Raw genomic sequence first — 21,228 nt, 5'->3', positions numbered from 1 at the left:
TTTGTGCGCCACGCGGCCCCCACCGAAGTCTACGCTCCCCTCTGCGGCGGCAGCGTCAGATGTGTATAAGGGACGGCCCTCACCGAGCCGGTGACGGTCACGGTCACCGGCTCGGGTGACGAGGTCACCTCGTACGGCACCACCGTGGTCGACCTCGGCAACTTCGCGGAGGCTGTCGTTGTCATCCGTTACGACGGTGCCGGCGTCCACTCCGACAACCTCGAGTTCGTCCTCGGCGACGGCGCCCGCCTGACCGTGGTCGTGTGGGAGGACTGGGACCGCAGCGCCGTGCACCTGTCGAATTCCCACATCCTCATCGGACGCGACGCCACCATCCGCCACACCAGCGCAGTGTTCGGGGGCGACGTCGTCCGCTCTCTGCCCCACGTCCGTTACGCAGGTCCCGGCGGGGACGCCGAGATGCTCGGTGTCTACTTCGCCGACGCCGGCCAGTACTTCGAGCAGCGCCTCCTCGTCGACCACAGTCAGCCGAACTGCCGCTCCAACGTGCTCTACAAGGGGGCACTCCAGGGTGAGGAAGGCCGCCACGGCACCGAGGCCCGGACCGTGTGGATCGGTGACTGCCTCATCCGTCCCGAAGCCACAGGCACAGACACCTACGAGACGAACAAGAACCTCGTTCTCACTGGAGGCGCCCGCGCCGACGCGATCCCCAACCTGGAGATCCAGACCGGCGAGATCGTCGGTGCCGGCCACGCCGCAACGGTCGGACGCTTCGACAACGAGCACATGTTCTACCTGATGTCCCGGGGCATCCCCGACGAGGTGGCCCGCCGTCTCATCATCCGCGGATTCTTCTCCGACGTCATCCGGCGTGTCCCGGTCGAGCAGGTCCGCGACAACCTCGAGGATGTCGTCGAGCGCGAACTCGCCGACACCGTCCTGTGACCACGGCGTCCCACCGGACGCACCCGACCTCTCCGCCCCGAAGAGCACCACAACAGCAGAAGAAAGCAGCACACTTGCGATGAGCACCCTTGAGATCAAGAACCTCCACGCCCAGGTCGTCCCCCAGGAGGAGGGCGAGGAGCCCAAGCCGATCCTCCACGGCGTCAACCTGACCATCAACTCCGGCGAAACCCACGCCATCATGGGTCCGAACGGCTCAGGCAAGTCGACCCTGTCCTACGCCATCGCCGGACACCCCCGCTACGAGATCACCGAGGGTGAGGTGCTCCTCGACGGGGAGAACCTCGTGAACATGGACGTGTCCGAGCGTGCCCGCGCCGGGCTGTTCCTCGCCATGCAGTACCCGGTGGAGGTGCCGGGGGTGTCCATGGCCAACTTCCTTCGGTCGGCCGCGACCGCGGTGCGTGGTGAGGCGCCGAAGCTGCGCGCGTGGGTCAAGGAGGCCAGGACTGCGATGGAGGAGCTGGACATCGACCCGAGCTTCTCCGAGCGTTCCGTCAACGAGGGGTTCTCGGGAGGTGAGAAGAAGCGTCACGAGATCCTGCAGCTCGGTCTGCTCAAGCCGAAGTTCGCCATCCTCGACGAGACGGACTCCGGTCTGGACGTCGACGCCCTGAGGATCGTCTCCGAGGGCATCAACCGGTACAAGGAGCGGGAGAACGGCGGACTGCTGCTCATCACCCACTACCAGCGGATCCTCAACTACGTCCACCCGGACTTCGTGCACGTCTTCGCCCGCGGCCGGATCGTCGAGTCCGGTGGTGCCGACCTCGCAAAGGAGCTCGAGGCGCACGGGTACGAGAAGTACACGGCCAAGGCATAGGTGCCGGCACAGGTAGAGCCACCGGTACGGCACAAGTAGAACGCGTAAAGAGGCATCACACACATGACCACACTGGACACCACCGCCGTCCGCGCGGATTTTCCGGTCCTGTCGCGGACGGTACGCGACGGTCGACCCCTCGTCTACCTGGACTCCGGGGCGACATCGCAACGGCCGCTGCAGGTCCTCGACGCCGAGCGCGACTTCCTGCTGAACCACAACGCTCCGGTTCACCGCGGCGCCTACCAGCTGGCGGAGGAGGCGACGGACGCCTATGAGTCCGCCCGGGACAGGATCGCCCGCTTCGTCGGGGCCGAGGACGCCGAAATCGCGTTCACCAAGAATGCCACCGAAGCTCTCAACGAGGTCGCGTTCATTCTCGGCGACCCCCGCAGCGGCAGGTACGCCGTGAAAGAGGGTGACGAGATCGTCATCTCCGAGGTCGAACACCACGCCAACCTGGTGCCCTGGCAGGAGCTGGCGATCCGTACCGGTGCGACCCTGCGCTGGTACAGCGCCACCCCCGACGGCCGCATAGACCTGGACAGCCTCGAGCTGACCGACCGGACCAGGGTCGTCGCACTGACACACCAGTCGAATGTCACCGGTGCACAGCTCGACGTCGCCGAGGCGGTCCGCCGTGCCCACGAGGTCGGTGCACTGTTCGTCCTGGACGCCTGCCAGTCGGTTCCCCACATGCCCGTGAACTTCCACACCCTCGACGTGGACTTCGCCGCATTCTCGGGGCACAAGATGCTCGGCCCCAACGGTGTCGGCGTCCTCTACGGCCGGAAGAGCCTCATGGAGGTGCTCCCGCCCTTCCTCACCGGAGGGTCGATGATCGAGCTGGTGACGATGGAGAAGACGACGTTCACCGAACCTCCCCAACGCTTCGAGGCCGGAACCCAGATGACCTCCCAGGTCGTCGGGCTGGGCGCCGCAGTGGACTACCTGGAGAGAATCGGGATGGACGCCGTGGCCGCCCACGAGCATGACCTGACCGCCTACGCGCTCGGGCAGCTCGGTGAGATCGAGGGACTGCGTATCGTGGGACCTGCCACGGCGGAGAACCGTGGCTCGGCGGTGAGCTTCGTCGTCGACGGTATCCACCCCCACGATCTGGGTCAGGTTCTCGACGACCTCGGGGTGTGCATCCGCGTCGGTCACCACTGCGCCTGGCCCGTGCACAGGTGCCTCGGAGTGCAGGCGAGTGCGAGGGCCAGTTTCTACCTGTACAACACCCGCGACGAGGTGGATGCGCTGGCTGCCGGCGTCCGTCACGCCCAGGATTTCTTCGGCACCCGGTAGCACCAGTACAGAAAGTGAGGTCCGCCCGTGAAACTCGAGCAGATGTACCAGGAGGTCATCCTGGACCACTACAAGAACCCGCAGCATGCGGGCCTGCGCACCCCCTTTGACGCCGAGGTCCACCACATCAACACCTCCTGCGGTGACGAGGTCACCCTCCGGGTGCGTCTGAGCGGGGACCGGTCGACGGTGGAGGACATCTCCTACGACGCCCAGGGCTGCTCGATCAGCCAGGCCTCCACCTCGGTCATGGCGGAGGAGCTTATCGGCCAGCCGGTCGAGTCGGCCTTCGCCAAGCTCGGCGAGTTCGAGAAGATGGTGACCAGCAGGGGAGAGCTCGAGGGGGATGAGGACCTCATCGGTGACGGCATAGCCTTCGCCGGGGTGTCCCGCTATCCGGCCCGGGTGAAGTGTGCACTCCTCGGATGGAAGGCCTTCGAGGCCGCGGTCCTGGATGCCGGAGTGTCCCAGTCTTCCCACGACCGGCCGGACGACCGCCCCGCTGACAGTCCGGCCCCTGACGTCGCACACCGGGAAGACCCGCTCCCGGACAATGCCCGCCCCACTGAAAGGACCGCACAGTGAACGAGGACGCCAACACCACCGGCACGACCGCCCAGACAGGCGCCGGCGAGCCCTCCGCACCTCAGATGGACCCGAACCCGCTCAACGACGTCCCCCGGCCCCCCGCCGAACCGACTCCGGAGGAGGTGGAGCTGGCCGGGCAGGTCGAGGAGTGTCTCCTCGACGTCATCGACCCGGAGCTCGGCATCAACGTCGTCGACCTCGGACTGGTCTACGACATCTGGATCGAAGACGGCAACGTGGCTGTGGTGAACATGACGCTCACCTCCCCGGCGTGCCCCCTGACCGACATGCTGGAGGACCAGTCCCAGTCTGCGGTCGTGGGAACCCTCGACCGGATCGCCGAGCTGCGCATCAACTGGGTATGGTCACCGGCGTGGGGGCCGCACATGATCAATGAGGAAGGCCGCGAACAGCTGCGCTACCTGGGTTTCAGCGTGTAGCGCAGAGCCTGCGGCAGGGGGCGGAGGAAAGGCAGGCAGTCCCGCGGTCGGCAACCCAGGGCCACCATGGCGGCGGCGACCGCGCCCGCACCCTGGCCGGGGAGGTACCCCCGCTGCAGCGACGGCGGAAGGCTGAAGAAGGCGTCGAAGAACCTGCGCAGCGTCGGCCCGTCCGCCCGGACGATGAGTTCCGCTCCGAGCAGCCGTAGCCGGTGTGCGAGGGACGCCGAGAGCATCCTGCCCACAGGTGCACCCTCGACGATACTGTCGAGGACCAGGTCGGCGGCGGCGGCCGACGCCGCCACGGAGTAGCCGGTTGCAGGGTGGGTGAGACCGCCCGCCGCGCCGAAGGTGACCGTGCCCCTGTCATCCGGCCCCAGGTACCACGGGCGCCTGCGGCGGTCGGTCGGAAAGTGCACGGTCTCTGTGCCGGTGGCCTGTGCCGCGGCGTCTCCGAGGCGCGACAGGAGACGCACCCGCAGCTCCGGCAGCAGGGTCCGTGAGGGCGTCCGGGTGGCCAGGACGGTCTCCTGCGCCAGCACCGACGTTCCGGTGTCCTGGACGTAGAGGAAACTGGGGTCCGTGCCCGTGTGAGGGGAAGAATTCCCTGTGCCCTGCCTCCCCGGTCGCATCTCCGGTTGACCTGCCTGGTCTGCCGGACCCGATGCCGCTGTCCCGGACGTACCGGAACATGCTGCCGGGGAAGGCCTCCAGTCCATGAACTCGCCGACAGTCAGGCCTGCACGGGCCGCGGCGTCCTCCGGAAGGAAAAGGCCGTAGGCCACCTGCCGGACCGCTCCGGGCCTGTCGACCACACCCCGGCAGTCGATGACGGCGTCAACTCCCAGTGCCGCCGCAGACATGTCGGTGACCCTGGTCCGGTGCAGGCGCACACCGGGGGAGAGCCGGTCCCTCGCAGCCGCGACATCGACAATGCCGTAGGGGCCGTGGTGCAGCCGGTGCAGATGCGGAGTGTGCGCGGTCACCTGTTCAGTGACGGTCGAGAAGGGGACACTTTCCCGCAGGGCCGCGGGAAGTGCCCTCACCGGGAAGCCGTAAGTGTGACGCCACCCGGGTAGTGCGACGGTACCGTCGTCGATCACGCACGCGGGGTCGTAACCGTCGACGGTCCATCCCCGGGCGACCGCACGGTGGGCGACGAGGGCTCCGGCGGGCCCCAGGCCCACGACTGCGACATGCACGGATGTCATTCTACCCCCGAAAGCATGATGTAGGTGGCAGAATACAAGAATCACACGCTATCATATGAACAGCCTAAACATTTTGCCTCAGTGGACAACAGACCCTACAAACGGCGGTCTCACCCACCCCCACCCACTGTGTCTGAGCTGACAGGAATATCACAGACTGTAGCCAGAAACTGATATACGATATATATTCTTGACTGTCCACATGGACTCCCCTCACGGGTGATCCGGCAGGACTGCTCCGGAGGGGGTCGGAAACACAGATACTCCGGAGCGACCGGAAGTGCGGGGCGGGTCGCCCGCGGGACTACTCCGTTGCAGTCTCTCTCTCCTCGGGGGGAGGTAGAGAGCGCGGCGCCCGCCCCCACGACCGACAGATGCCGCATACCGGTCTGACAGCAGTGGCATGATAGGCTGGACCGTTGTGATTGTTACCCAGGATCTTGAGGTGCGGGTGGGGGCCCGCACCCTGCTCAACGCACCGGGACAGCTGCTCCGCGTGCAGCCCGGCGACCGTATCGGACTTGTCGGGCGTAACGGCGCCGGCAAGACCACCACCATGCGGATCCTCTCCGGAGAGACCGAACCCTACGGTGGAAAGGTCGTACGGTCCGGGGAGATCGGCTACCTTCCCCAGGATTCGAAGGAAGGTGACATCGAACAGTCCGCCAGGGACCGGATCCTCTCCGCCCGTGGTCTCGACCAGATCCGCTCAGCCATGGACCGCCAGCAGGAACTCATGGAGTCAGGCTCTGACGCCCAGCGTGACGCCGCTATCGGCAAGTACAGCCGCCTCGAAGAAAGATACAGCGCACTGGGCGGCTACGAGGCCGACTCGGAGGCCGCCCGGATCTGTGACGGACTGGGACTGCCCCAACGCATCCTGGACCAGCCGCTCAAGACGCTCTCCGGTGGCCAGCGTCGACGTGTGGAACTCGCCCAGATTCTCTTCGCAGCGACAGCCGGTTCAGGCAGGTCACAGACCACACTGCTTCTCGACGAGCCCACCAACCACCTCGACGCCGACTCGATCCACTGGCTCCGCGGCTTCCTCCAGAAGCACGAGGGCGGTCTCGTGATGATCTCGCACGATGTCGACCTGCTCAATGATGTCGTCAACAAGGTGTGGTTCCTCGACGCCGTCCGTGGTGAAGCCGACGTCTACAACATGACCTGGAAAAAATACCTGGACGCCCGGGCCACCGACGAGGCACGCCGGCGCAGGGAGAAGGTCAACGCGGAGAAGAAGGCCTCGGCCCTGCGTCAGCAGGCGGCGAAACTCGGCGCCAAGGCCACGAAGGCCGCGGCGGCGAAGCAGATGCTGGCCCGTGCGGACAGGATGATCGACAGCCTCGACGAGGTCCGTCAGGAGGACAGGTACGCCCACATCTCCTTCCCGGAGCCGGCACCATGCGGCAAGACCCCGCTGTTCGCCAAGGGGCTGACGAAGATGTACGGATCTCTCGAGGTCTTCGCCGGAGTCGACCTCGCCATCGACCGGGGGTCCCGCGTTGTGGTCCTCGGTTTCAACGGTGCGGGCAAGACCACCCTGCTCAAACTTCTCGCCGGGGTCGAGCGGACGGACGGGGAGGGTGGACTGGTCACCGGGCACGGCCTGAAGATCGGCTACTTCGCCCAGGAGCATGACACCATCGACCCTGCTGCGACAGTGTGGGAGAACGCGGTGAACGCCTGCCCGGATTCCGCCGAACAGGACCTGAGGGGCCTTCTCGGTGCGTTCATGTTCTCCGGTGAGCAGCTGGACCAGCCCGCCGGGACACTCTCAGGCGGTGAGCAGACCCGTCTGGCCCTGGCGACCCTGGTGAGCTCCCGGGCGAACGTACTGCTCCTCGACGAGCCGACGAACAACCTCGACCCCCAGTCGAGGGAACAGGTGCTCGACGCCCTGCGCACCTACACCGGGGCGGTCGTCCTGGTCACCCACGATCCCGGAGCCGTGCGTGCCCTGGAACCTGAACGCGTCATCGTACTGCCGGACGGGGACGAGGATCTCTGGTCCGACGCCTACATGGACATCGTGGAACTGGCCTGACCCGCCGGCCTCTGGAGCACCGCACCACGGCCCCAGATCAACCAGGCGAGTGACCCTATGAAGGGGAACGCGAAGACCACCACCGCCCACAGGACTTTCCCCCCGGTGGTCAGGGCGTCAGCCCTGACAATGCTCACGAGCGCTGAGATGACCAGGACAAGGAGAGCAAGTGCCAGGACGCCGAGGAGCACGGCGAGTGCCGTGCCCCAACCCGGGGTGAGCGCGCCGTCCGCATCGGTGACTGCCGCAACAACGGTGACCATGTACCACTTCTTTCGTCGGAGGGGTGTTTCTTCCGGCGACCATTGTCCAACTGTCGGGCAGCAGGGTCGTCAGCCCCGGGTATGACTTTCCGACGCCCGCAGGATCAGTTCCGGAAACCGTGGACGGGGGCGGGGATGAATCCGCCCCGGCCGATGAATCCCGAGTTGTCCACGGTATGCACCGGCATGACCGGTGCGTGACCGAGCAGTCCGCCGAAGTCCACGTCGTCTCCGACGGAGCAGCCGATCGCCGGGATCACCCTCACTGCCGTGGTCTTGTGGTTCATCATGCCGATGGCCGCCTCGTCGGCGATCATCCCGGAGATCACGGACGCCGGGGTGTCACCGGGAACGGCGATCATGTCGAGGCCCACCGAACAGATCGCGGTCATCGCCTCGAGTTTGTCCACGGTGAGGTTGCCGGCACGGACCGCGTCGATCATCCCGGCGTCCTCGCTGACGGGGATGAAGGAACCGGAAAGCCCTCCGACACGGGAGCAGGCCATCATCCCGCCTTTCTTCACCGCGTCGTTGAGCAGTGCCAGGGCCGCGGTGGTTCCGTGGGTTCCGACCTGTTCCAGGCCCATGTGCTCGAGGATGTGCGCTACGGAATCCCCCATCTCGGCGGTGGGCGCCAGCGACAGGTCCACTATCCCGAACGGAATACCGAGGCGTTCGGCGGCCATCGTCCCGACCAGTTGGCCGGTGCGGGTGATCTTGAAGGCCGCCTTCTTGATCTCCTCGGCGATCTCGTTGAGGGTGGCGTCCCCGCCCATGGCTGCCACCGCCCGGTCGACGACTCCCGGACCTGACACGCCCACGTTGATGACGCAGTCGGGTTCCTCGACACCGTGGAATGCACCGGCCATGAACGGGTTGTCGCCGACCGCGTTGCAGAAGACGACCAGCTTGGCTGCGGCAATGGACCCGCGGTCGGCGGTGGCTTCGGCGCAGCCGCGGACGATCCTGCCCATCTCCCGGACCGCGTTCATGTTGATGCCTGCCCGGGACGATCCGATGTTGACCGAGGAACAGACGACGGAGGTCTCGCTCAGTGCTTCGGGAATGGACCGGATCAGCCGGCGGTCACTGTCGGTCCCCCCCTTGTCGACGAGCGCGGAGTAGCCGCCGATGAAGTCGACACCGATCTCCGCGGCCGCCCGGTCCAGGGCCCGGGCGATGTCCACCGGGTCACATCCCGGGACGGCGGACGCCACGAGTGAGACCGGAGTCACGGAAACCCTCTTGTTGGCGATCGGTATACCCAGTTCACGTTCGATTCCGCGGGCGACGGGGACGAGGTCACGGGCTCGTTCGGTCACAGTGTCGTAGACGGCGCGGCAGGTGGCCTCCGAGGTCGCGCGGACACAGGGCAGGAGGTTGACACCCATGGTCACGGTACGGATGTCCAGGCGGTACCGCTGGATCATCTCGATGGTCTCGAGTACCGAGGAGGACGGGAGGAATGACGGTGATGTCGCTGACATGGTGGCCCCTAGATGTGGTGCATCGCGTCGAAGATTGCCTGGGACTGGACCGTGATGACGAGCTTCTGGTCGTTCTCGACCTCCGCCATGCGTTCGTCGAGTGAGGTCACGTCCAGCTCCTCGGGCAGCTCCACGTGGAGGATCATGGTGAACCATTCGTCCATGATGGTCTGTGAGACGTTGAGGATGTTGATACCCAGGTCAGCGCAGGCGGTGGCGACAGCGGCGATGATTCCGGTGTGGTCCCGTCCGGTGACGGTCATGATCGCGATCATTCCCGCTATGGTAGTGCCCCCGGAACTGACAGCACCCTCCGGCCCGCGGTAGCGGGGGAGGGTGCGTGTGTCGACCTCTGTCACTGTCTGTCGGCGTCCACCAGGGCGGTGTCGGTGACGGTCACGGTGTCGTCGAAGTCTCCGACGGCGTCCGGGGAGCGCAGGGACTGCTCGACCAGGTCGAGCGCGGCCGGAAGATGGTCGCTGACCCGGTCGGAGTCCAGGTGGGACATCACTCCCTCCAGGGTCAGCTCCAGCAGCTGGATGGTTGTCTCCAGGTCGATGTCCTGACGGAGTCGACCGGATTCGCGCTGCTCCGTGAGACGGGCGGTGACCGCCTGCCTCAGGGCTTTCTGGTCGGCTTCCCAGCTGCTGCGCAGCAGGGCGTCCGACCGGATCCTCCGGGTGATCTCCACCCTCAGACTCCACCAGTCGGCCAGGTCGGGTTCTTCGAGGATGTACCGGATCAGTCCGATCATGCCCCTGGAGGACGCCAGCTCGGTCATACGGAGCATGTCACGGTGCGCCACGGCCCGGAACAGGGTCTCCTTGTTCCGGAAATGGTGGAAGATCGCGCCGCGGGACTTCCCCGTGGCCTTCTCCAGCCGGGACACTGTGGCACCGTCATACCCGTAGGCGATGAAGCACAGGCGCGCGGCGCCGAGAATGTCGGCCCGCCGCTCAGAGAGGTCGCTCTCGCTGACCTTCGGCATGCGTCATGTCCCCTTCCGGGAGAGGAGAGCCCGTCAGGCGTTCTTCATCATGTGACGGAGAACGTAGGGGAGGATGCCGCCGTTGCGGTAGTAGTCGGCCTCACCGGGGGTGTCGATCCTGGTGACGGCGTCGAACTCGATGACGGTCCCGTCTTCCTTGGTCGCGGTGACCTTGATGGTCTCCGGGGTGACCCCTTCGTTGAGCTTCTCGATGCCCTCGATGTCGAAGGTCTCGGTACCGTCGAGGCCCAGGGACTTCCAGGATTCGCCGGCGGGGAACTGCAGCGGAACCACTCCCATACCGACGAGGTTGGAGCGGTGGATCCTCTCGAAGCTCTCCGCGATGACCGCCTTCACGCCGAGCAGCAGGGTGCCCTTCGCCGCCCAGTCACGGGAGGAGCCCGTTCCGTACTCCTTGCCGCCGAGCACGACGAGGGGAGTTCCCTGCGCCTTGTAGTTCTCGGCTGCGTCGAAGATGAAGGACTGGGGGCCGCCCTCCTGAGTGAAGTCACGGGTGTAGCCGCCGGAGACACCGTCGAGCAGCTGGTTCTGCAGTCGGATGTTCGCGAAGGTTCCGCGGACCATCACCTCGTGGTTGCCACGCCGCGAGCCCAGGGAGTTGTAGTCCTTGCGCTGCACACCCTTGGAGTCGAGGTACTGCGCGGCGGGGGTGCCGGGCTTGATGGACGAGGCGGGGGAGATGTGGTCGGTGGTGACCGAGTCTCCGAGGAGGCAGAGCACCCTGGCGTGGTGGATGTCGGACACCGGGTCCGGGGTGGGCTGCATACCGTCGAAGTAGGGCGCACGACGGATGTAGGAGGAGGCGTCGTCCCAGGCGAAGGTCTTGCCCTCCGGCACGGGGAGGGAGCGCCAGCGCTCGTCGCCCTTGAAGACGTCCGCGTAGTCGGTGGTGTACAGCTCGCGGGTGATCGAGGAGTCGATGACCTTCTGGATCTCCTCGGTGGAGGGCCAGATGTCCCTGAGGAAGACGTCGTTGCCGTCCCGGTCCTGGCCGAGGGGCTGGGTCTCGAAGTCGAAGTCCATCGTGCCGGCGATCGCGTAGGCGATGACGAGGATGGGGGACGCCAGGTAGTTCATCTTCACGTCCGGGGAGATGCGTCCCTCGAAGTTACGGTTACCGGACAGCACAGCGGTCGCGGCGAGGTCGGCGTCGTTGATGCCCTTGGAGATCGGCTCCGGCAGCGGGCCGGAGTTGCCGATGCAGGTGGTGCAGCCGTAGCCGACGAGGTAGAAGCCGAGCTTCTCGAGGTCCTCCCACAGACCGGCCTTCTCGAAGTAGCCGGTGACGACCTGGGAGCCCGGGGCAATGGAGGTCTTCACCCAGGGTGCCGACTGCAGGCCCTTGGCGGCTGCCTTGCGGGCGAGCAGACCGGCGCCGACCATGACGGACGGGTTCGAGGTGTTCGTGCAGGACGTGATGGAGGCGATGGCAACCATACCGTGGTCAAGGACCATGTCCTGACCGTCGTAGTTGACCTCGATCGGGTTCGACGGGCGACCCTCGTTGCCACGAGCCGCCGAGGGGATATTGCCCTTGGCGTCCGCGGGAGACGCGGGGTTGCCGGTGTGGGCACCGACGTTGCCGCCTTCTGCGACGAAGTCCTGCGCGTCCGTGGAGCCGGAGGTGCTGTCGGTGTAGTTGTGCAGGTCCTTGCGGAACTGGGCCTTGGAGTCCACCAGTTCGATGCGGTCCTGGGGGCGCTTCGGGCCGGCGATGGAGGGCACGACGGTGGACAGGTCGAGCTCGAGGTACTCGGAGAAGGTGGGCTCGAACTCCGGGTCCAGCCACATGCCCTGTTCCTTGGCGTAGGCCTCGACTCGTGCGAGGGTCTCTTCGTCACGTCCTGTCAGGCGCAGGTAGTTGACGGTCTCCTCGTCGATCGGGAAGATCGCCGCGGTGGAACCGAACTCGGGGGACATGTTGCCGATCGTGGCGCGGTTGGCCAACGGGAGTTCGGCGACACCCTTTCCGTAGAACTCGACGAACTTGCCGACAACGCCGTGCTGACGGAGCATGTCGGTGATGGTCAGCACCACGTCGGTGGCGGTGACGCCGACGGGGATCTCACCGCTGAGCTTGAAGCCGACGACGCGGGGGATGAGCATGGAGATCGGCTGGCCCAGCATCGCGGCCTCTGCCTCAATGCCGCCCACGCCCCAGCCCAGGATGCCGAGGCCGTTCTCCATGGTGGTGTGGGAGTCCGTACCCACGCAGGTGTCCGGGTAGGCCAGGCCGTCCTTGTCGAAGACACAGCGTGCCAGGTACTCGACGTTGACCTGGTGGACGATGCCGGTTCCCGGGGGGACGACACGGAAGTTCTCGAAGGCACCGGTGGCCCAGCGCAGCAGCTTGTAGCGCTCGGCATTGCGCTGGTACTCGATGTCGACATTCTTCTCGAGGGCGCTGGCGTCACCGAACGCCTCGATGATGACCGAGTGGTCGATGACCATCTCGGCAGGATTCAGCGGGTTGACGTCGTCAGCGTTGCCTCCCATGGCGACAACGGCGTCACGGATGGTGGCCAGGTCGACCACGCAGGCGACACCGGTGAAGTCCTGCATGATCACGCGGGCCGGGGTGAACTGGATCTCGATGCTGGGTTCCGCCGTGGGATCCCAGTTGGCGACGGCCTCGATGTGCTCTCTGGTGATGTTGGCGCCGTCTTCGTTGCGCAGGAGGTTCTCGCCGAGAACCTTCAGTGAGTAGGGGAGTTTCTCCATACCCGGGACTGCGCTGAGGCGGAAGATGTCGTACGTGCGGTCGCCAACCTCGAGAGTCCCCTTGGCGCCGAACGAGTTCTTGCTTTCAGTCACGTGAGTGCTCCTGAGTCTCTTCTCGTTATATGTCGTCGTTGTGACGTTCGTCTGACGTCTCACCTCGCGCACGACCGTGGACCTGGTCTGCGGCGCCGCCCATATCGGGGACTCCGGCGTGAGGCGTACCACTATTGTGCAACAGCGGTCCCTGATCCGTCGTATCCACCATAACAGTACGACTGTATTGCTACATAATTGCTGGTGGGAAGATGAAGAGGTGCGCTGGTCGGGGGGACTGCGGACAGCAGCAGAACTTCGACCTGTCGGAGATCCAGGTCACATTCGGTGGTCATCCCGCCACAGCAGGCACCGGCCTGCCGCGCTGCCGAGTTCCGTCCGCACCCGTCTGTCCCCGTCAGCATCCCTCTGACACCGCCACCGGGACCACTGCATCCCACACCGATTCCGGATCGATGAAAGTACGGCCCACACACTTGACGTCTGTTGATTCTCCCGAATCTCCGAACCTCGGACTTTCAGCACATTGCATCTCCTCATCTGCCCGCACCTTCCCACACCTGCTTGCACCTGCTTGCACCCGTCCGAATCCCGACCCCGGGCCACCCAGGCCACCCCGGAACCGGGGGCAGCTCACCAGCTACTCACCAAGTTGTCAATGACAGAACCTTGACGCTGTTAAACGACCTCTGGAAGGTTTAAGTAAAGTCTTCGGGCCTGTCGCAAGCCGACACGCCGCCAGAACATTGATAGTGATACACATCACACTGGGGGACGTGGCCGCAGCTCACGGGCCGTATGGGGCCCCTGTTACTCATGGTTTCAGATGTGGTTGATGTGGTTGAGGTTCCCTCCGTGGGTGGTGTGACCTACGGTGCTCCTGTCGCCGATTGGTCACGAATCGTTATCAAAGCGGCCCGGGTCAGGAACCCAGGTCACGAAAGATGACACAGTCCCGGTCGGCGCGGGTGGTCCGCAGCCTCGGGCCCCGACCCCTCCCGCGGGGAAGCGGGAGGAACGGGAGCCGCCGCCGCGTGCGACCCGGTAAACCCACACCCGCACACCCGCACGAGGAGATCATCACCGTGGCACTTCGACTGACATCCCGTGGCCGTGCCCACGGGGCTTCCCTGAGGGGATCAGGTGCCCTGCTGGCTGTCGCAGTCACGGCAGGCCTGACCTCCCAGGTCACTCCGGCCGTGGCCCAGGATTCCACCGGATCCGGGTCCGAGGACTATCTCGCAGGACTCGTCGGCAGTGTCTCTGACACCCAGGAACAGATCACTTCCCTGGAGACCGAACTCGGCGGCCTCAGGGAGTCGGTCAACAAGTCCCGCGTGGACTTCGACCGCAGCACCCGCGAAGCCGTGGACGCCCAGGACGCGGTGACCCAGGCGCGCTCCCGTCTCGGAGGCAGCCAGGAGGAACTGGAGACCGCACAGTCCGGGCTCGACGAGATCGCCCGAGCCGCGTACACGAGAGGCGGTGACGCCTCACCGGTTCCCCTGGCATCCGGCAGCTCCGCCGATGACGCTGTCGACCGCGCCACCTTCATCCGCCTGGCGCAGGAGAAGCAGCAGGCTGAGATCGACCGACTCGATCTGGCCCGCACCCAGGCCGCCAACGAGGACGCCAGGCTCAGAGAGGCCCGCAACACCGCCGACGCCACGGTCGCCGCCGCCCAGGAGGCACGCAACCGGGCCCAGGAACAGATGGAGCAGGTCGCCCGCCAGCTCAGTGAGAAGGCGGAGGCCCACAGGAAACTGCTGGAGGCCGCAGAAGAGGCACGCGAGCGTCTCGCCGCCGCCCGCGCAGCCGTGGACAGGATCGTCGCCCGCGACCCCGGTGCCTCGTCATTCGACAAACGCAGAGCGGCAGAGGCCGCCGCCGACAGCGTCGCTGTCCCGGATTCGTCCGGCAGCGCCGGTGACGACGGGCTGAAGGACGCGAAGGTCTCGACGACCACGTCCGCACCGACCTCCGCGACCACGTCCGCACCGACCTCGACGACAGAGGCCACGACAGAGGAGTCCTCACCCTCCACCACCCCCGCCGCCGAGTCCACGACCACCGGAGAACCTGTCGAGACCTCTGCTCCGACCGGATCCACGGACGGGTCCACGGACACCTCCTTTGAAGACAGTGAAGAGGGTGACACTCGACGGCAGGCCGCCATTGACGGTCTGGTGGACGCCGCGGGGGCTGCCCTGGTGTCCGGCGTCGACGCCGCCTCTTCGGGCCGTAACCCGGTCAGCGCAGCAGGGAACGCCGCACGCGACTCCGCCTCCCGGTCCTACGCGGCGTTGACCGGAGGACAGGGCGGTTCCGGTGAAGGGGAAGACACCGGAACCGGGGACGTCACCACACCCGACGACAGTACCGGGGACGAGACCGACAGCTCCGGCACCGACGACGGTTCCATCCCTGACGAGACGACCGACGACGGTACCGGCACCGATGACGCCGTGGTTCCGGGCGGCGGAACCAACCAGGGAGACAGCTCCTCCCCGGACACCTCCGGAACGACCGCGGAGCAGATCGAACAGGTCATCGCCCGTGGTATGACCCAGCTGGGCGTCACCTACGCCTGGGGCGGAGGAAACTGGTACGGACCGACCCTCGGTATCCGCGACGGTGGTGTCGCCGACTCCTACGGCGACTACAACAAAGTCGGCTTCGACTGCTCCGGCCTGATGATGTACGCCTTCTATGCGGTGGGAATCCAGCTGGAGCACTACTCCGGCTACCAGTACACCTCGGGAACACAGGTCCCCGTCGACCAGGCGAAACGGGGCGACATGCTCTTCTGGGGTCCGGGCGGATCCAGCCACGTGGCGCTCTACCTCGGAGACGGCAAGATGCTCGAGGCACCGCAGTCCGGTTCCGTGGTCCAGGTCTCGGATGTGCGGTGGAGCGGCATCGAGCCCTACGCCACCAGGATGATCGAGTAGCCCCCTGCGGCCCCGCACTCCCGGCGGATCTATCTGAGAAGCTCGCGCATCGCGTGGTCGACGGCAGTCGTCCGCGCGGTGCGCACAGCCCGTGACAGGGGAAGCAGGCGGTGGTCGAGAGAGGGGCCCACCGCCGACTCGCGGGCGACCTCGATGACGGACGCCACAACATCGGCACGTGACATCAGTTTCACCGAACGCGGGCTGACTCCTGCGGGCAGACCGGGAAGTCCGAAGTAGTCGCTCAGGGCCCCCACCGCCAGTCGCGGTCCGCGGTGGGGAACGGGGACATGCCCGTCCGAACTGATCAGGGCCGCCGCCGTTTCGGTGGCCTCACGCAGAATAAGGTCGGCGTCACCGGGCGAGTACACCGTGAGCGCCGGTACGGGGCCGGCGGTCCGGTACCAGGTCCACTGCACCAGGGAACGGTCGACCAGACGGGGGACCAGTACGTGTGTGATCTCCGGGTCGACGTCTGCGACTGTTATCCCGGCTCCGGAGGCCACCACGGCCTCCGCACCCCTGGTACCGGCCGGCAGGGGCGGGACGTCACCGGGGCCGGCGAGCGCCAGCCCCACCAGGGGCCGGTCCTGCACCGACACCGGAGCATCGGATGTCACCGCACGGACGGCCCGGAACAGGTCGACAAGTCCCGTGGGTCTGCCGACGAACTCACCGTCGAAGGGGTCGCCGGAACCCGGGTCCACGATCAGACTGTGCGCGGGTCCCTGGACCTCGGTGAAAGCGTCGATGATCTCGTCGGTGGACAACAGACCGTGCAACCACCAGCCCAGCCACAGTGTCGAATTCTGTACGGGGGACCAGAGCTGCTCCCGCAGTGAGTGGCGGAGAGTAGGACGGGGGGACGTCATTCGTCACAGCTTAGCCGCCTCCGCCTAGAATTCACGGCCATGGGTTACTCAGACAGGTACGGTTCCGACATCCTCGGCGGTGGGCGGGCAGGACTGCCGGCTCGTGGGGGACACGCACACCGGCGTCCTGCACCTCCGGAAGTTCCGGCCACGCCGGGGCTCGTGGTGGAGACCGCCGACGGAGAGTGGGTCGGTGCGGTCACCGGTTTCGAGAGGACCTATGACGGTGACTTCGTCCGGCTCGAGGACCGGCGGGGCGCCGAGAGACTGTTCAAGATGCGCCCCGGGGCGTTCCTGGTCGACGGGAAGCCGGTCACACTGGTACGTCACGTTGTGAAGCGGGCCCCCGAACGGTCGAATTCAGGCTCGAGGAAGGTCACCGGTGCCAGGGCCCGGGTCGCCGCCCCTTCCCGCATCTGGGTCGAGGGAGTCCATGACGCCGCGATCGTCGAACAGGTCTGGGGACACGACCTGAGAATCGAGGGGGTGGTCGTCGAATTCATCGAGGGTCTGGACAATCTCCCGGAGATGCTCGCCGAGTTCCGGCCGGAACCGGGACGCCGGGTCGGGGTTCTCGCCGACCACCTGGTCGAAGGGTCCAAGGAGACCAGGATCATCGAGGGGATCGACCGGCCATTCCGCGACCATGTCATGGTCACCGGACACCCCTACATCGATATCTGGGAGGCGGTGAAACCCGCCGCCGTCGGGATCCGCGAATGGCCCCGGGTTCCCCGGGGGGAAGACTGGAAGACCGGTGTATGTGACAGACTCGGATGGGGGACGCCGAGAGACGGGTGGCGGCACGTCTACTCCTCAGTGCACACCTTCCGTGATCTGGACGCCACCCTCATCGGAGCCGTCGAAAGGCTGGTCGACTTCGTCACCGAGCCCGGATCCTGACGTTTCCGCACCCCGGCGGTGACCGGTGTATGCCGGGTTCGGTCAGCGTCACTGCAGTTCGGAGGCACGCCTGAGCATGTGGACCGCCAAGGTCCACCCTGCCTGCTCCGCCTGCCAGCCCGCCGCGGCCAACCGCTGGGACATCGCCTGCTTGGTGATGCCCACGATCTCCGCAGCCTCTGTCTGCAGATGACCCTGCCGCATCAGGGCGGTCGCCTCCCTGCCTTCGGGGGTCCGCCGGGAGAGGACGTGGGCGAGAAGGGTGAACGCCGCGGTGATGTCCTCGGCGACCTCCGCCGGGATACCGGGGGCCGTCACACCACCGGGCCCGGGTCGTTCGATCCTCGTGTGTACCGTCCCCGCCCGGTGTCGTCCCCCGAATGAGCGGGAGGCTGCACCGTAGAGGTGGTCGGGACCGGTGGTGCCGCCAACGCCGTCAGCACCGTCAGTGCTGGCCGCGTCAGTCGCACCGGCGGTCCCTGAGGGGGAGCCGTCGGGGGACTGGAGCCCGACGGTGTCTGCCGCACCGACCGTGGTTCCGATGCCGACGGCGAAGTCACCTGCCTGCAGAAGGTTGAGCACGACGGTCGTCGCACCGTCGGCGTCCGGGGAGATCACCGCGAACCCCTCGGCACCGTACACTCTGACGTCGGCGACGGCACGGGTGGAGGCGAGGGCTTCGGCGACGTCGCGGATATAGTCCGCCCGGCGTCGTGAGCGGCCGTCGTAGACAGCGTGGATGGCGAACATGGTCCGAGGATACCTCCCGTGGTTCCGAGGATGTCTATGCTGTGTCCTTGACCCTCGCAGACACTGTCCTGACCTCCCTGGCGGTGAGTACACACCCGGTCAGGATCACGACCGCGCTCACGGCGAGAACCCACGGACTGCCCCCGCCGAGGACCGTGTCGGTCACCACGACGGTCGCGACAGTGTTCGGCGCGGAGCCGGCCAGTGTCGCACCCAGGTACGGTCCCACCGGAATCCGCGTCACCGCGCAGGAGTAGTTGAGGAGGCTGAACGGGACCGCCGGAATCATCCGCAGGCCCAGGACACTGAGCCAGCCTCGTTCGGCGAGCATCTCCTGGACCACCGCGAGACGCGAATGCTGCGCAGGATCCGAGGTCGCCCGGACCGCCCGGGCCCCGAGCCTACGGATCACCGTCAGGGACAGCAGGGCGGAGACACCGAGACCGACGAGAGCGAGGACGCTGCCGAGCATCCCGCCGAACAGGGCACCGGCGGAGATGGTCCACACTGTCCTGGGGAACGGCAGCTGAGTGCACGCGACCATGAGCAGCAGCCAGGTCAACGGGGCCCACACCCCGGTCCCTGCCACGGCGCCACGGACCGCCTCGACATCGGGGGAGGGAACGGTGAGCACCACGACGACCAGGACTGCAAGGACAGCTGCAGCAACGAGAATTCTCCGCCACGGCAGTCCGCGCATCATTCTCCTCACTGCTCAAAAAACCGCCACCGGGAAACCGGTGGCGGTGGGTACCGTGTGTTCGACCACGGTTGCCGGGACCTTTCCAGGTCTCCGTGAGTGTCCGGAGGGGGACTTGAACCCCCACGTCCGTTAATAGGACACTAGCACCTCAAGCTAGCGCGTCTGCCATTCCGCCACCCGGACAGGGTCGTCACCGGACACCCTGTGGGGCGCCCTGCGGACTCGCACACTGTAGCCCGGGGCCGCCGGGGTCTCCAAATCGCCGGGTCACGGCCGCCCCCGCAGGTCCATGGGTCTGCTGTCCGGGGCTCCCCGGGCGACGGGGTTTGGGGCATACTGGAGCACATGAGCGTTCCTGAACAGAAGAACCATCAGCCGACGTACATTGACGACCGGTTCCCGGGACCTGACCCTTATGCTCCGTTGACGGATCTTCCGACCTTCGCTCTCACGAGCGACGATCTCACCGACGGCTCCCGGCTCTCACCTGCACAGCTCGGCGGCAACGACATTTCTCCGCAGCTGTCATGGTCGGGGGCACCGGAAGACACAGTCACCTACGCCGTCACCTGCTACGACCCGGACGCGCCCACAGGCTCCGGTTACTGGCACTGGGCCGTGTTCAACATTCCTGCCGAGGTCACCTCGCTGCCCGCCGGTGCCGGGGACGACGAACTCGTCGGGCTTCCCGAGGGCGCGGTCGCCCTGCGCGGAGATTCGGGACGCCGCGGATACTACGGTGCGAAGCCACCGGCAGGTCACGGCCCCCACCGTTACCTCTACGCCGTCCACGCCGTGCCGGGCACGCTGGACATCCCGGACCGTTCCACCCCGGCGATCCTGGGCTTCAACCTCAATTTCAGGGCATCCGCCCGTGCCCTGCTGTGGGGCTGGGCCGAGAACTGACACCCCCCGCCATGACCCCGCCCGGCCGGGTCGGGCACCCGGCAGACTCCTGCCACGGCGGGGCGGGGGCACGCAGGCCGGGCAGCACAGACCGGACCGCGCACGCCGGGCCACGCAGACCCGATCAGTCGAGCCAGGGGAGTTCCTTCCCGACCGCAGCCGAGATCCCCGGCAGACCGTGACGCCGGACCTGCTGCAGCAGCCCCAGGTGTATGTCCCTGATCCAGTCCGGGCCCCCGTAGATCAGCCCGGTGTAACCCTGCAGGAGGGTGGCGCCCGCGCCGATGCGTTCCCACGCCTGTCGGGCGTCGGTGATCCCTCCGACCCCGATGACCACCAGTCGGTCGCCTACCCGGGACCGGATACGTCGCAGGACCTCCAGCGCCCTGTCCGCGACCGGGGGACCGGACACGCCGCCGGCGCCGAGGGCGGCTACTCCGGGGGTGAGAAGCCCCTCCCTGCCTACCGTGGTGTTCGTGGCGATGATCCCGGTGAGCCGGAGTTCCACGGCGAGGTCGGCGACCGAGTCGACGTCTTCGTCAGACAGGTCCGGGGCGATCTTGACGAACAGTGGCCTCGCACTGACCTCCCGGACGGCCTCCACGATGGGTCGGAGTGATTCCACGGCCTGCAGGTCCCTCAGTCCCGGCGTGTTCGGGGAGGACACGTTGATCACCAGGTAGTCGGCGACGGCGTCCACCGCCCGCGCACAGGCACGGTAGTCGGAGGCGGCGTCGACGGCCGGAGTCGTCTTGTTTTTCCCGAGGTTCACCCCCACAGGTTCCGGTTCGACCCTGGCGCGCAGTCGACCTGCGGCGGCGGTGGCTCCGTCATTGTTGAAGCCCATCCGGTTGAGCAGGGCACGGTCGCGTCGCAGACGGAACAGTCTCGGCGTCGGATTGCCGGGCTGACCCACTGCAGTGACTGTGCCGACCTCGGAGTACCCGAACCCGAGGGGACCCCAGATGTCCACTTCGGTGGCGTTCTTGTCGAACCCCGCGGCCAGGCCCAGCGGACGGGGGAACCTCACCCCGGCGACGGTCTGTGCAAGCGCCGGGTCCTCGACGACGAGGAGGCGACGCAGGACGCCGCGGACCGGCCGAAGTCGGGCGGCGAAGCTGAGCCACCGGTTCATGAGGATGTGGATCCGTTCCGGGCGCAGCCGGAACATCACCGTCAACGCGGAGTCGTACAGGGCCCCGCGGACGGAACGGAAGGTGGGGATGTGAGCGGGCAAGGTGCCGGGCTGCCTTTCTGAT

The 21,228-nt window shown here is 66.6% G+C and carries 17 protein-coding genes, 1 tRNA gene and 2 pseudogenes; 9 read left to right on the top strand and 11 right to left on the bottom strand.

The window, feature by feature from the left end; genetic code table 11:
* From sufD to E0E18_RS01995, 5 genes and pseudogenes are all read left to right on the top strand, one after another.
* A pseudogene (gene sufD / locus E0E18_RS02015) lies at positions 1-909 on the top strand (Fe-S cluster assembly protein SufD); the annotation flags it as partial.
* Between the two features lie 79 nt (positions 910-988).
* Complete coding sequence (sufC, locus tag E0E18_RS02010) at positions 989-1,753, top strand: Fe-S cluster assembly ATPase SufC (RefSeq protein WP_110481415.1); 765 nt, start codon at positions 989-991, stop codon at positions 1,751-1,753.
* 63 nt (positions 1,754-1,816) lie between these two features.
* Positions 1,817-3,061 carry a cysteine desulfurase gene (locus E0E18_RS02005; protein ID WP_066587734.1) on the top strand — a complete coding sequence of 415 codons (1,245 nt, stop codon included), beginning with the start codon at positions 1,817-1,819 and terminating at the stop codon, positions 3,059-3,061.
* A 27-nt stretch (positions 3,062-3,088) separates the two neighbouring features.
* Positions 3,089-3,529 (top strand): annotated as a pseudogene (gene sufU / locus E0E18_RS02000) (Fe-S cluster assembly sulfur transfer protein SufU); the annotation flags it as partial.
* 182 nt (positions 3,530-3,711) lie between these two features.
* Positions 3,712-4,089, top strand: a complete 378-nt coding sequence (locus E0E18_RS01995; RefSeq protein WP_066589720.1) for a metal-sulfur cluster assembly factor — start codon at positions 3,712-3,714, stop codon at positions 4,087-4,089.
* Here the strand turns inward: E0E18_RS01995 and E0E18_RS01990 are convergent.
* The gene (locus E0E18_RS01990; RefSeq protein WP_237559596.1) at positions 4,068-5,300 is read right to left on the bottom strand and encodes a lycopene cyclase family protein; all 1,233 of its coding nucleotides are present in this window, start codon (positions 5,298-5,300) and stop codon (positions 4,068-4,070) included. The two genes, E0E18_RS01995 and E0E18_RS01990, sit on opposite strands and share 22 nt — an antisense overlap.
* A gap of 421 nt (positions 5,301-5,721) precedes the next feature.
* On the opposite strand from E0E18_RS01990, the gene E0E18_RS01985 reads away from it, so the two are divergent.
* Complete coding sequence (locus tag E0E18_RS01985; protein ID WP_066589716.1) at positions 5,722-7,350, top strand: ABC-F family ATP-binding cassette domain-containing protein; 1,629 nt, start codon at positions 5,722-5,724, stop codon at positions 7,348-7,350.
* On the opposite strand, the gene E0E18_RS01980 is transcribed toward E0E18_RS01985, so the two are convergent.
* The 5 genes from E0E18_RS01980 to E0E18_RS01960 all read right to left on the bottom strand — a co-directional run bounded on the left by E0E18_RS01980 (position 7,323) and on the right by E0E18_RS01960 (position 12,923).
* Complete coding sequence (locus tag E0E18_RS01980; RefSeq protein ID WP_078057346.1) at positions 7,323-7,613, bottom strand: PLD nuclease N-terminal domain-containing protein; 291 nt, start codon at positions 7,611-7,613, stop codon at positions 7,323-7,325. The two genes, E0E18_RS01985 and E0E18_RS01980, sit on opposite strands and share 28 nt — an antisense overlap.
* A gap of 104 nt (positions 7,614-7,717) precedes the next feature.
* Positions 7,718-9,100: a PFL family protein gene (locus E0E18_RS01975; protein ID WP_066587730.1), complete on the bottom strand. Its 1,383-nt coding sequence runs from the start codon at positions 9,098-9,100 to the stop codon at positions 7,718-7,720.
* 8 nt (positions 9,101-9,108) lie between these two features.
* The gene (locus E0E18_RS01970; RefSeq protein WP_130839194.1) at positions 9,109-9,375 is read right to left on the bottom strand and encodes an ACT domain-containing protein; all 267 of its coding nucleotides are present in this window, start codon (positions 9,373-9,375) and stop codon (positions 9,109-9,111) included.
* An 80-nt stretch (positions 9,376-9,455) separates the two neighbouring features.
* Positions 9,456-10,088: a TetR/AcrR family transcriptional regulator gene (locus E0E18_RS01965; RefSeq protein ID WP_130839193.1), complete on the bottom strand. Its 633-nt coding sequence runs from the start codon at positions 10,086-10,088 to the stop codon at positions 9,456-9,458.
* 33 nt (positions 10,089-10,121) lie between these two features.
* Positions 10,122-12,923, bottom strand: a complete 2,802-nt coding sequence (locus E0E18_RS01960; protein ID WP_066587726.1) for an aconitate hydratase — start codon at positions 12,921-12,923, stop codon at positions 10,122-10,124.
* A 1,046-nt stretch (positions 12,924-13,969) separates the two neighbouring features.
* Between E0E18_RS01960 and E0E18_RS14295 the strand changes: the two genes are divergently transcribed.
* Positions 13,970-15,835, top strand: coding sequence for a DIP1281 family NlpC/P60 protein (locus E0E18_RS14295; protein ID WP_272914241.1), 1,866 nt, complete (start codon positions 13,970-13,972; stop codon positions 15,833-15,835).
* Between the two features lie 29 nt (positions 15,836-15,864).
* On the opposite strand, the gene E0E18_RS01950 is transcribed toward E0E18_RS14295, so the two are convergent.
* Positions 15,865-16,707, bottom strand: coding sequence for a hypothetical protein (locus tag E0E18_RS01950; protein WP_130839192.1), 843 nt, complete (start codon positions 16,705-16,707; stop codon positions 15,865-15,867).
* Positions 16,708-16,746: 39 nt separating this feature from the next.
* On the opposite strand from E0E18_RS01950, the gene E0E18_RS01945 reads away from it, so the two are divergent.
* On the top strand, positions 16,747-17,610 hold the full coding sequence (locus E0E18_RS01945; RefSeq protein ID WP_130839191.1) for a DUF3097 domain-containing protein: 864 nt from the start codon (positions 16,747-16,749) through the stop codon (positions 17,608-17,610).
* Positions 17,611-17,658: 48 nt separating this feature from the next.
* On the opposite strand, the gene E0E18_RS01940 is transcribed toward E0E18_RS01945, so the two are convergent.
* From E0E18_RS01940 to E0E18_RS01930, 3 genes are all read right to left on the bottom strand, one after another.
* Complete coding sequence (locus E0E18_RS01940; RefSeq protein WP_130839190.1) at positions 17,659-18,360, bottom strand: DNA-binding protein; 702 nt, start codon at positions 18,358-18,360, stop codon at positions 17,659-17,661.
* 34 nt (positions 18,361-18,394) lie between these two features.
* A complete protein-coding gene (locus E0E18_RS01935; protein WP_066587713.1) occupies positions 18,395-19,063 on the bottom strand; it encodes a TVP38/TMEM64 family protein in 669 nt (222 codons plus the stop codon).
* A 97-nt stretch (positions 19,064-19,160) separates the two neighbouring features.
* A tRNA-Leu gene (locus E0E18_RS01930) sits at positions 19,161-19,246 on the bottom strand.
* A 162-nt stretch (positions 19,247-19,408) separates the two neighbouring features.
* Here E0E18_RS01930 and E0E18_RS01925 point away from each other — a divergent pair.
* Positions 19,409-19,969, top strand: a complete 561-nt coding sequence (locus E0E18_RS01925; RefSeq protein ID WP_110481422.1) for a YbhB/YbcL family Raf kinase inhibitor-like protein — start codon at positions 19,409-19,411, stop codon at positions 19,967-19,969.
* A 124-nt stretch (positions 19,970-20,093) separates the two neighbouring features.
* On the opposite strand, the gene E0E18_RS01920 is transcribed toward E0E18_RS01925, so the two are convergent.
* Positions 20,094-21,206: a quinone-dependent dihydroorotate dehydrogenase gene (locus E0E18_RS01920; protein WP_066587712.1), complete on the bottom strand. Its 1,113-nt coding sequence runs from the start codon at positions 21,204-21,206 to the stop codon at positions 20,094-20,096.
* Positions 21,207-21,228 lie beyond the last annotated feature (22 nt).

The sequence above is a fragment of the Corynebacterium neomassiliense genome (genome assembly GCF_900626215.1).
Classification (GTDB): Bacteria; Actinomycetota; Actinomycetes; order Mycobacteriales; family Mycobacteriaceae; genus Corynebacterium; species Corynebacterium neomassiliense.
The sequence above is the reverse complement of the archived record's forward strand: the minus strand, read 5'-3'. Positions and strand labels throughout refer to the sequence as shown.

Excerpts from the sequence above, each read along its gene's own strand:
- E0E18_RS01990 (WP_237559596.1), bottom strand. The coding sequence starts at position 5,300 with ATGACATCCGTGCATGTCGCAGTCGTGGGCCTGGGGCCCGCCGGAGCC.
- E0E18_RS01995 (WP_066589720.1), top strand. The coding sequence starts at position 3,712 with ATGGACCCGAACCCGCTCAACGACGTCCCCCGGCCCCCCGCCGAACCG.
- E0E18_RS01935 (WP_066587713.1), bottom strand. The coding sequence starts at position 19,063 with ATGATGCGCGGACTGCCGTGGCGGAGAATTCTCGTTGCTGCAGCTGTC.
- E0E18_RS02005 (WP_066587734.1), top strand. The coding sequence starts at position 1,817 with ATGACCACACTGGACACCACCGCCGTCCGCGCGGATTTTCCGGTCCTG.
- E0E18_RS01975 (WP_066587730.1), bottom strand. The coding sequence starts at position 9,100 with ATGTCAGCGACATCACCGTCATTCCTCCCGTCCTCCTCGGTACTCGAG.
- E0E18_RS01950 (WP_130839192.1), bottom strand. The coding sequence starts at position 16,707 with ATGACGTCCCCCCGTCCTACTCTCCGCCACTCACTGCGGGAGCAGCTC.
- E0E18_RS01940 (WP_130839190.1), bottom strand. The coding sequence starts at position 18,360 with ATGTTCGCCATCCACGCTGTCTACGACGGCCGCTCACGACGCCGGGCG.
- E0E18_RS01970 (WP_130839194.1), bottom strand. The coding sequence starts at position 9,375 with ATGATCGCGATCATGACCGTCACCGGACGGGACCACACCGGAATCATC.
- E0E18_RS01980 (WP_078057346.1), bottom strand. The coding sequence starts at position 7,613 with ATGGTCACCGTTGTTGCGGCAGTCACCGATGCGGACGGCGCGCTCACC.
- E0E18_RS01945 (WP_130839191.1), top strand. The coding sequence starts at position 16,747 with ATGGGTTACTCAGACAGGTACGGTTCCGACATCCTCGGCGGTGGGCGG.
- E0E18_RS01965 (WP_130839193.1), bottom strand. The coding sequence starts at position 10,088 with ATGCCGAAGGTCAGCGAGAGCGACCTCTCTGAGCGGCGGGCCGACATT.
- E0E18_RS01925 (WP_110481422.1), top strand. The coding sequence starts at position 19,409 with ATGAGCGTTCCTGAACAGAAGAACCATCAGCCGACGTACATTGACGAC.
- sufC (WP_110481415.1), top strand. The coding sequence starts at position 989 with ATGAGCACCCTTGAGATCAAGAACCTCCACGCCCAGGTCGTCCCCCAG.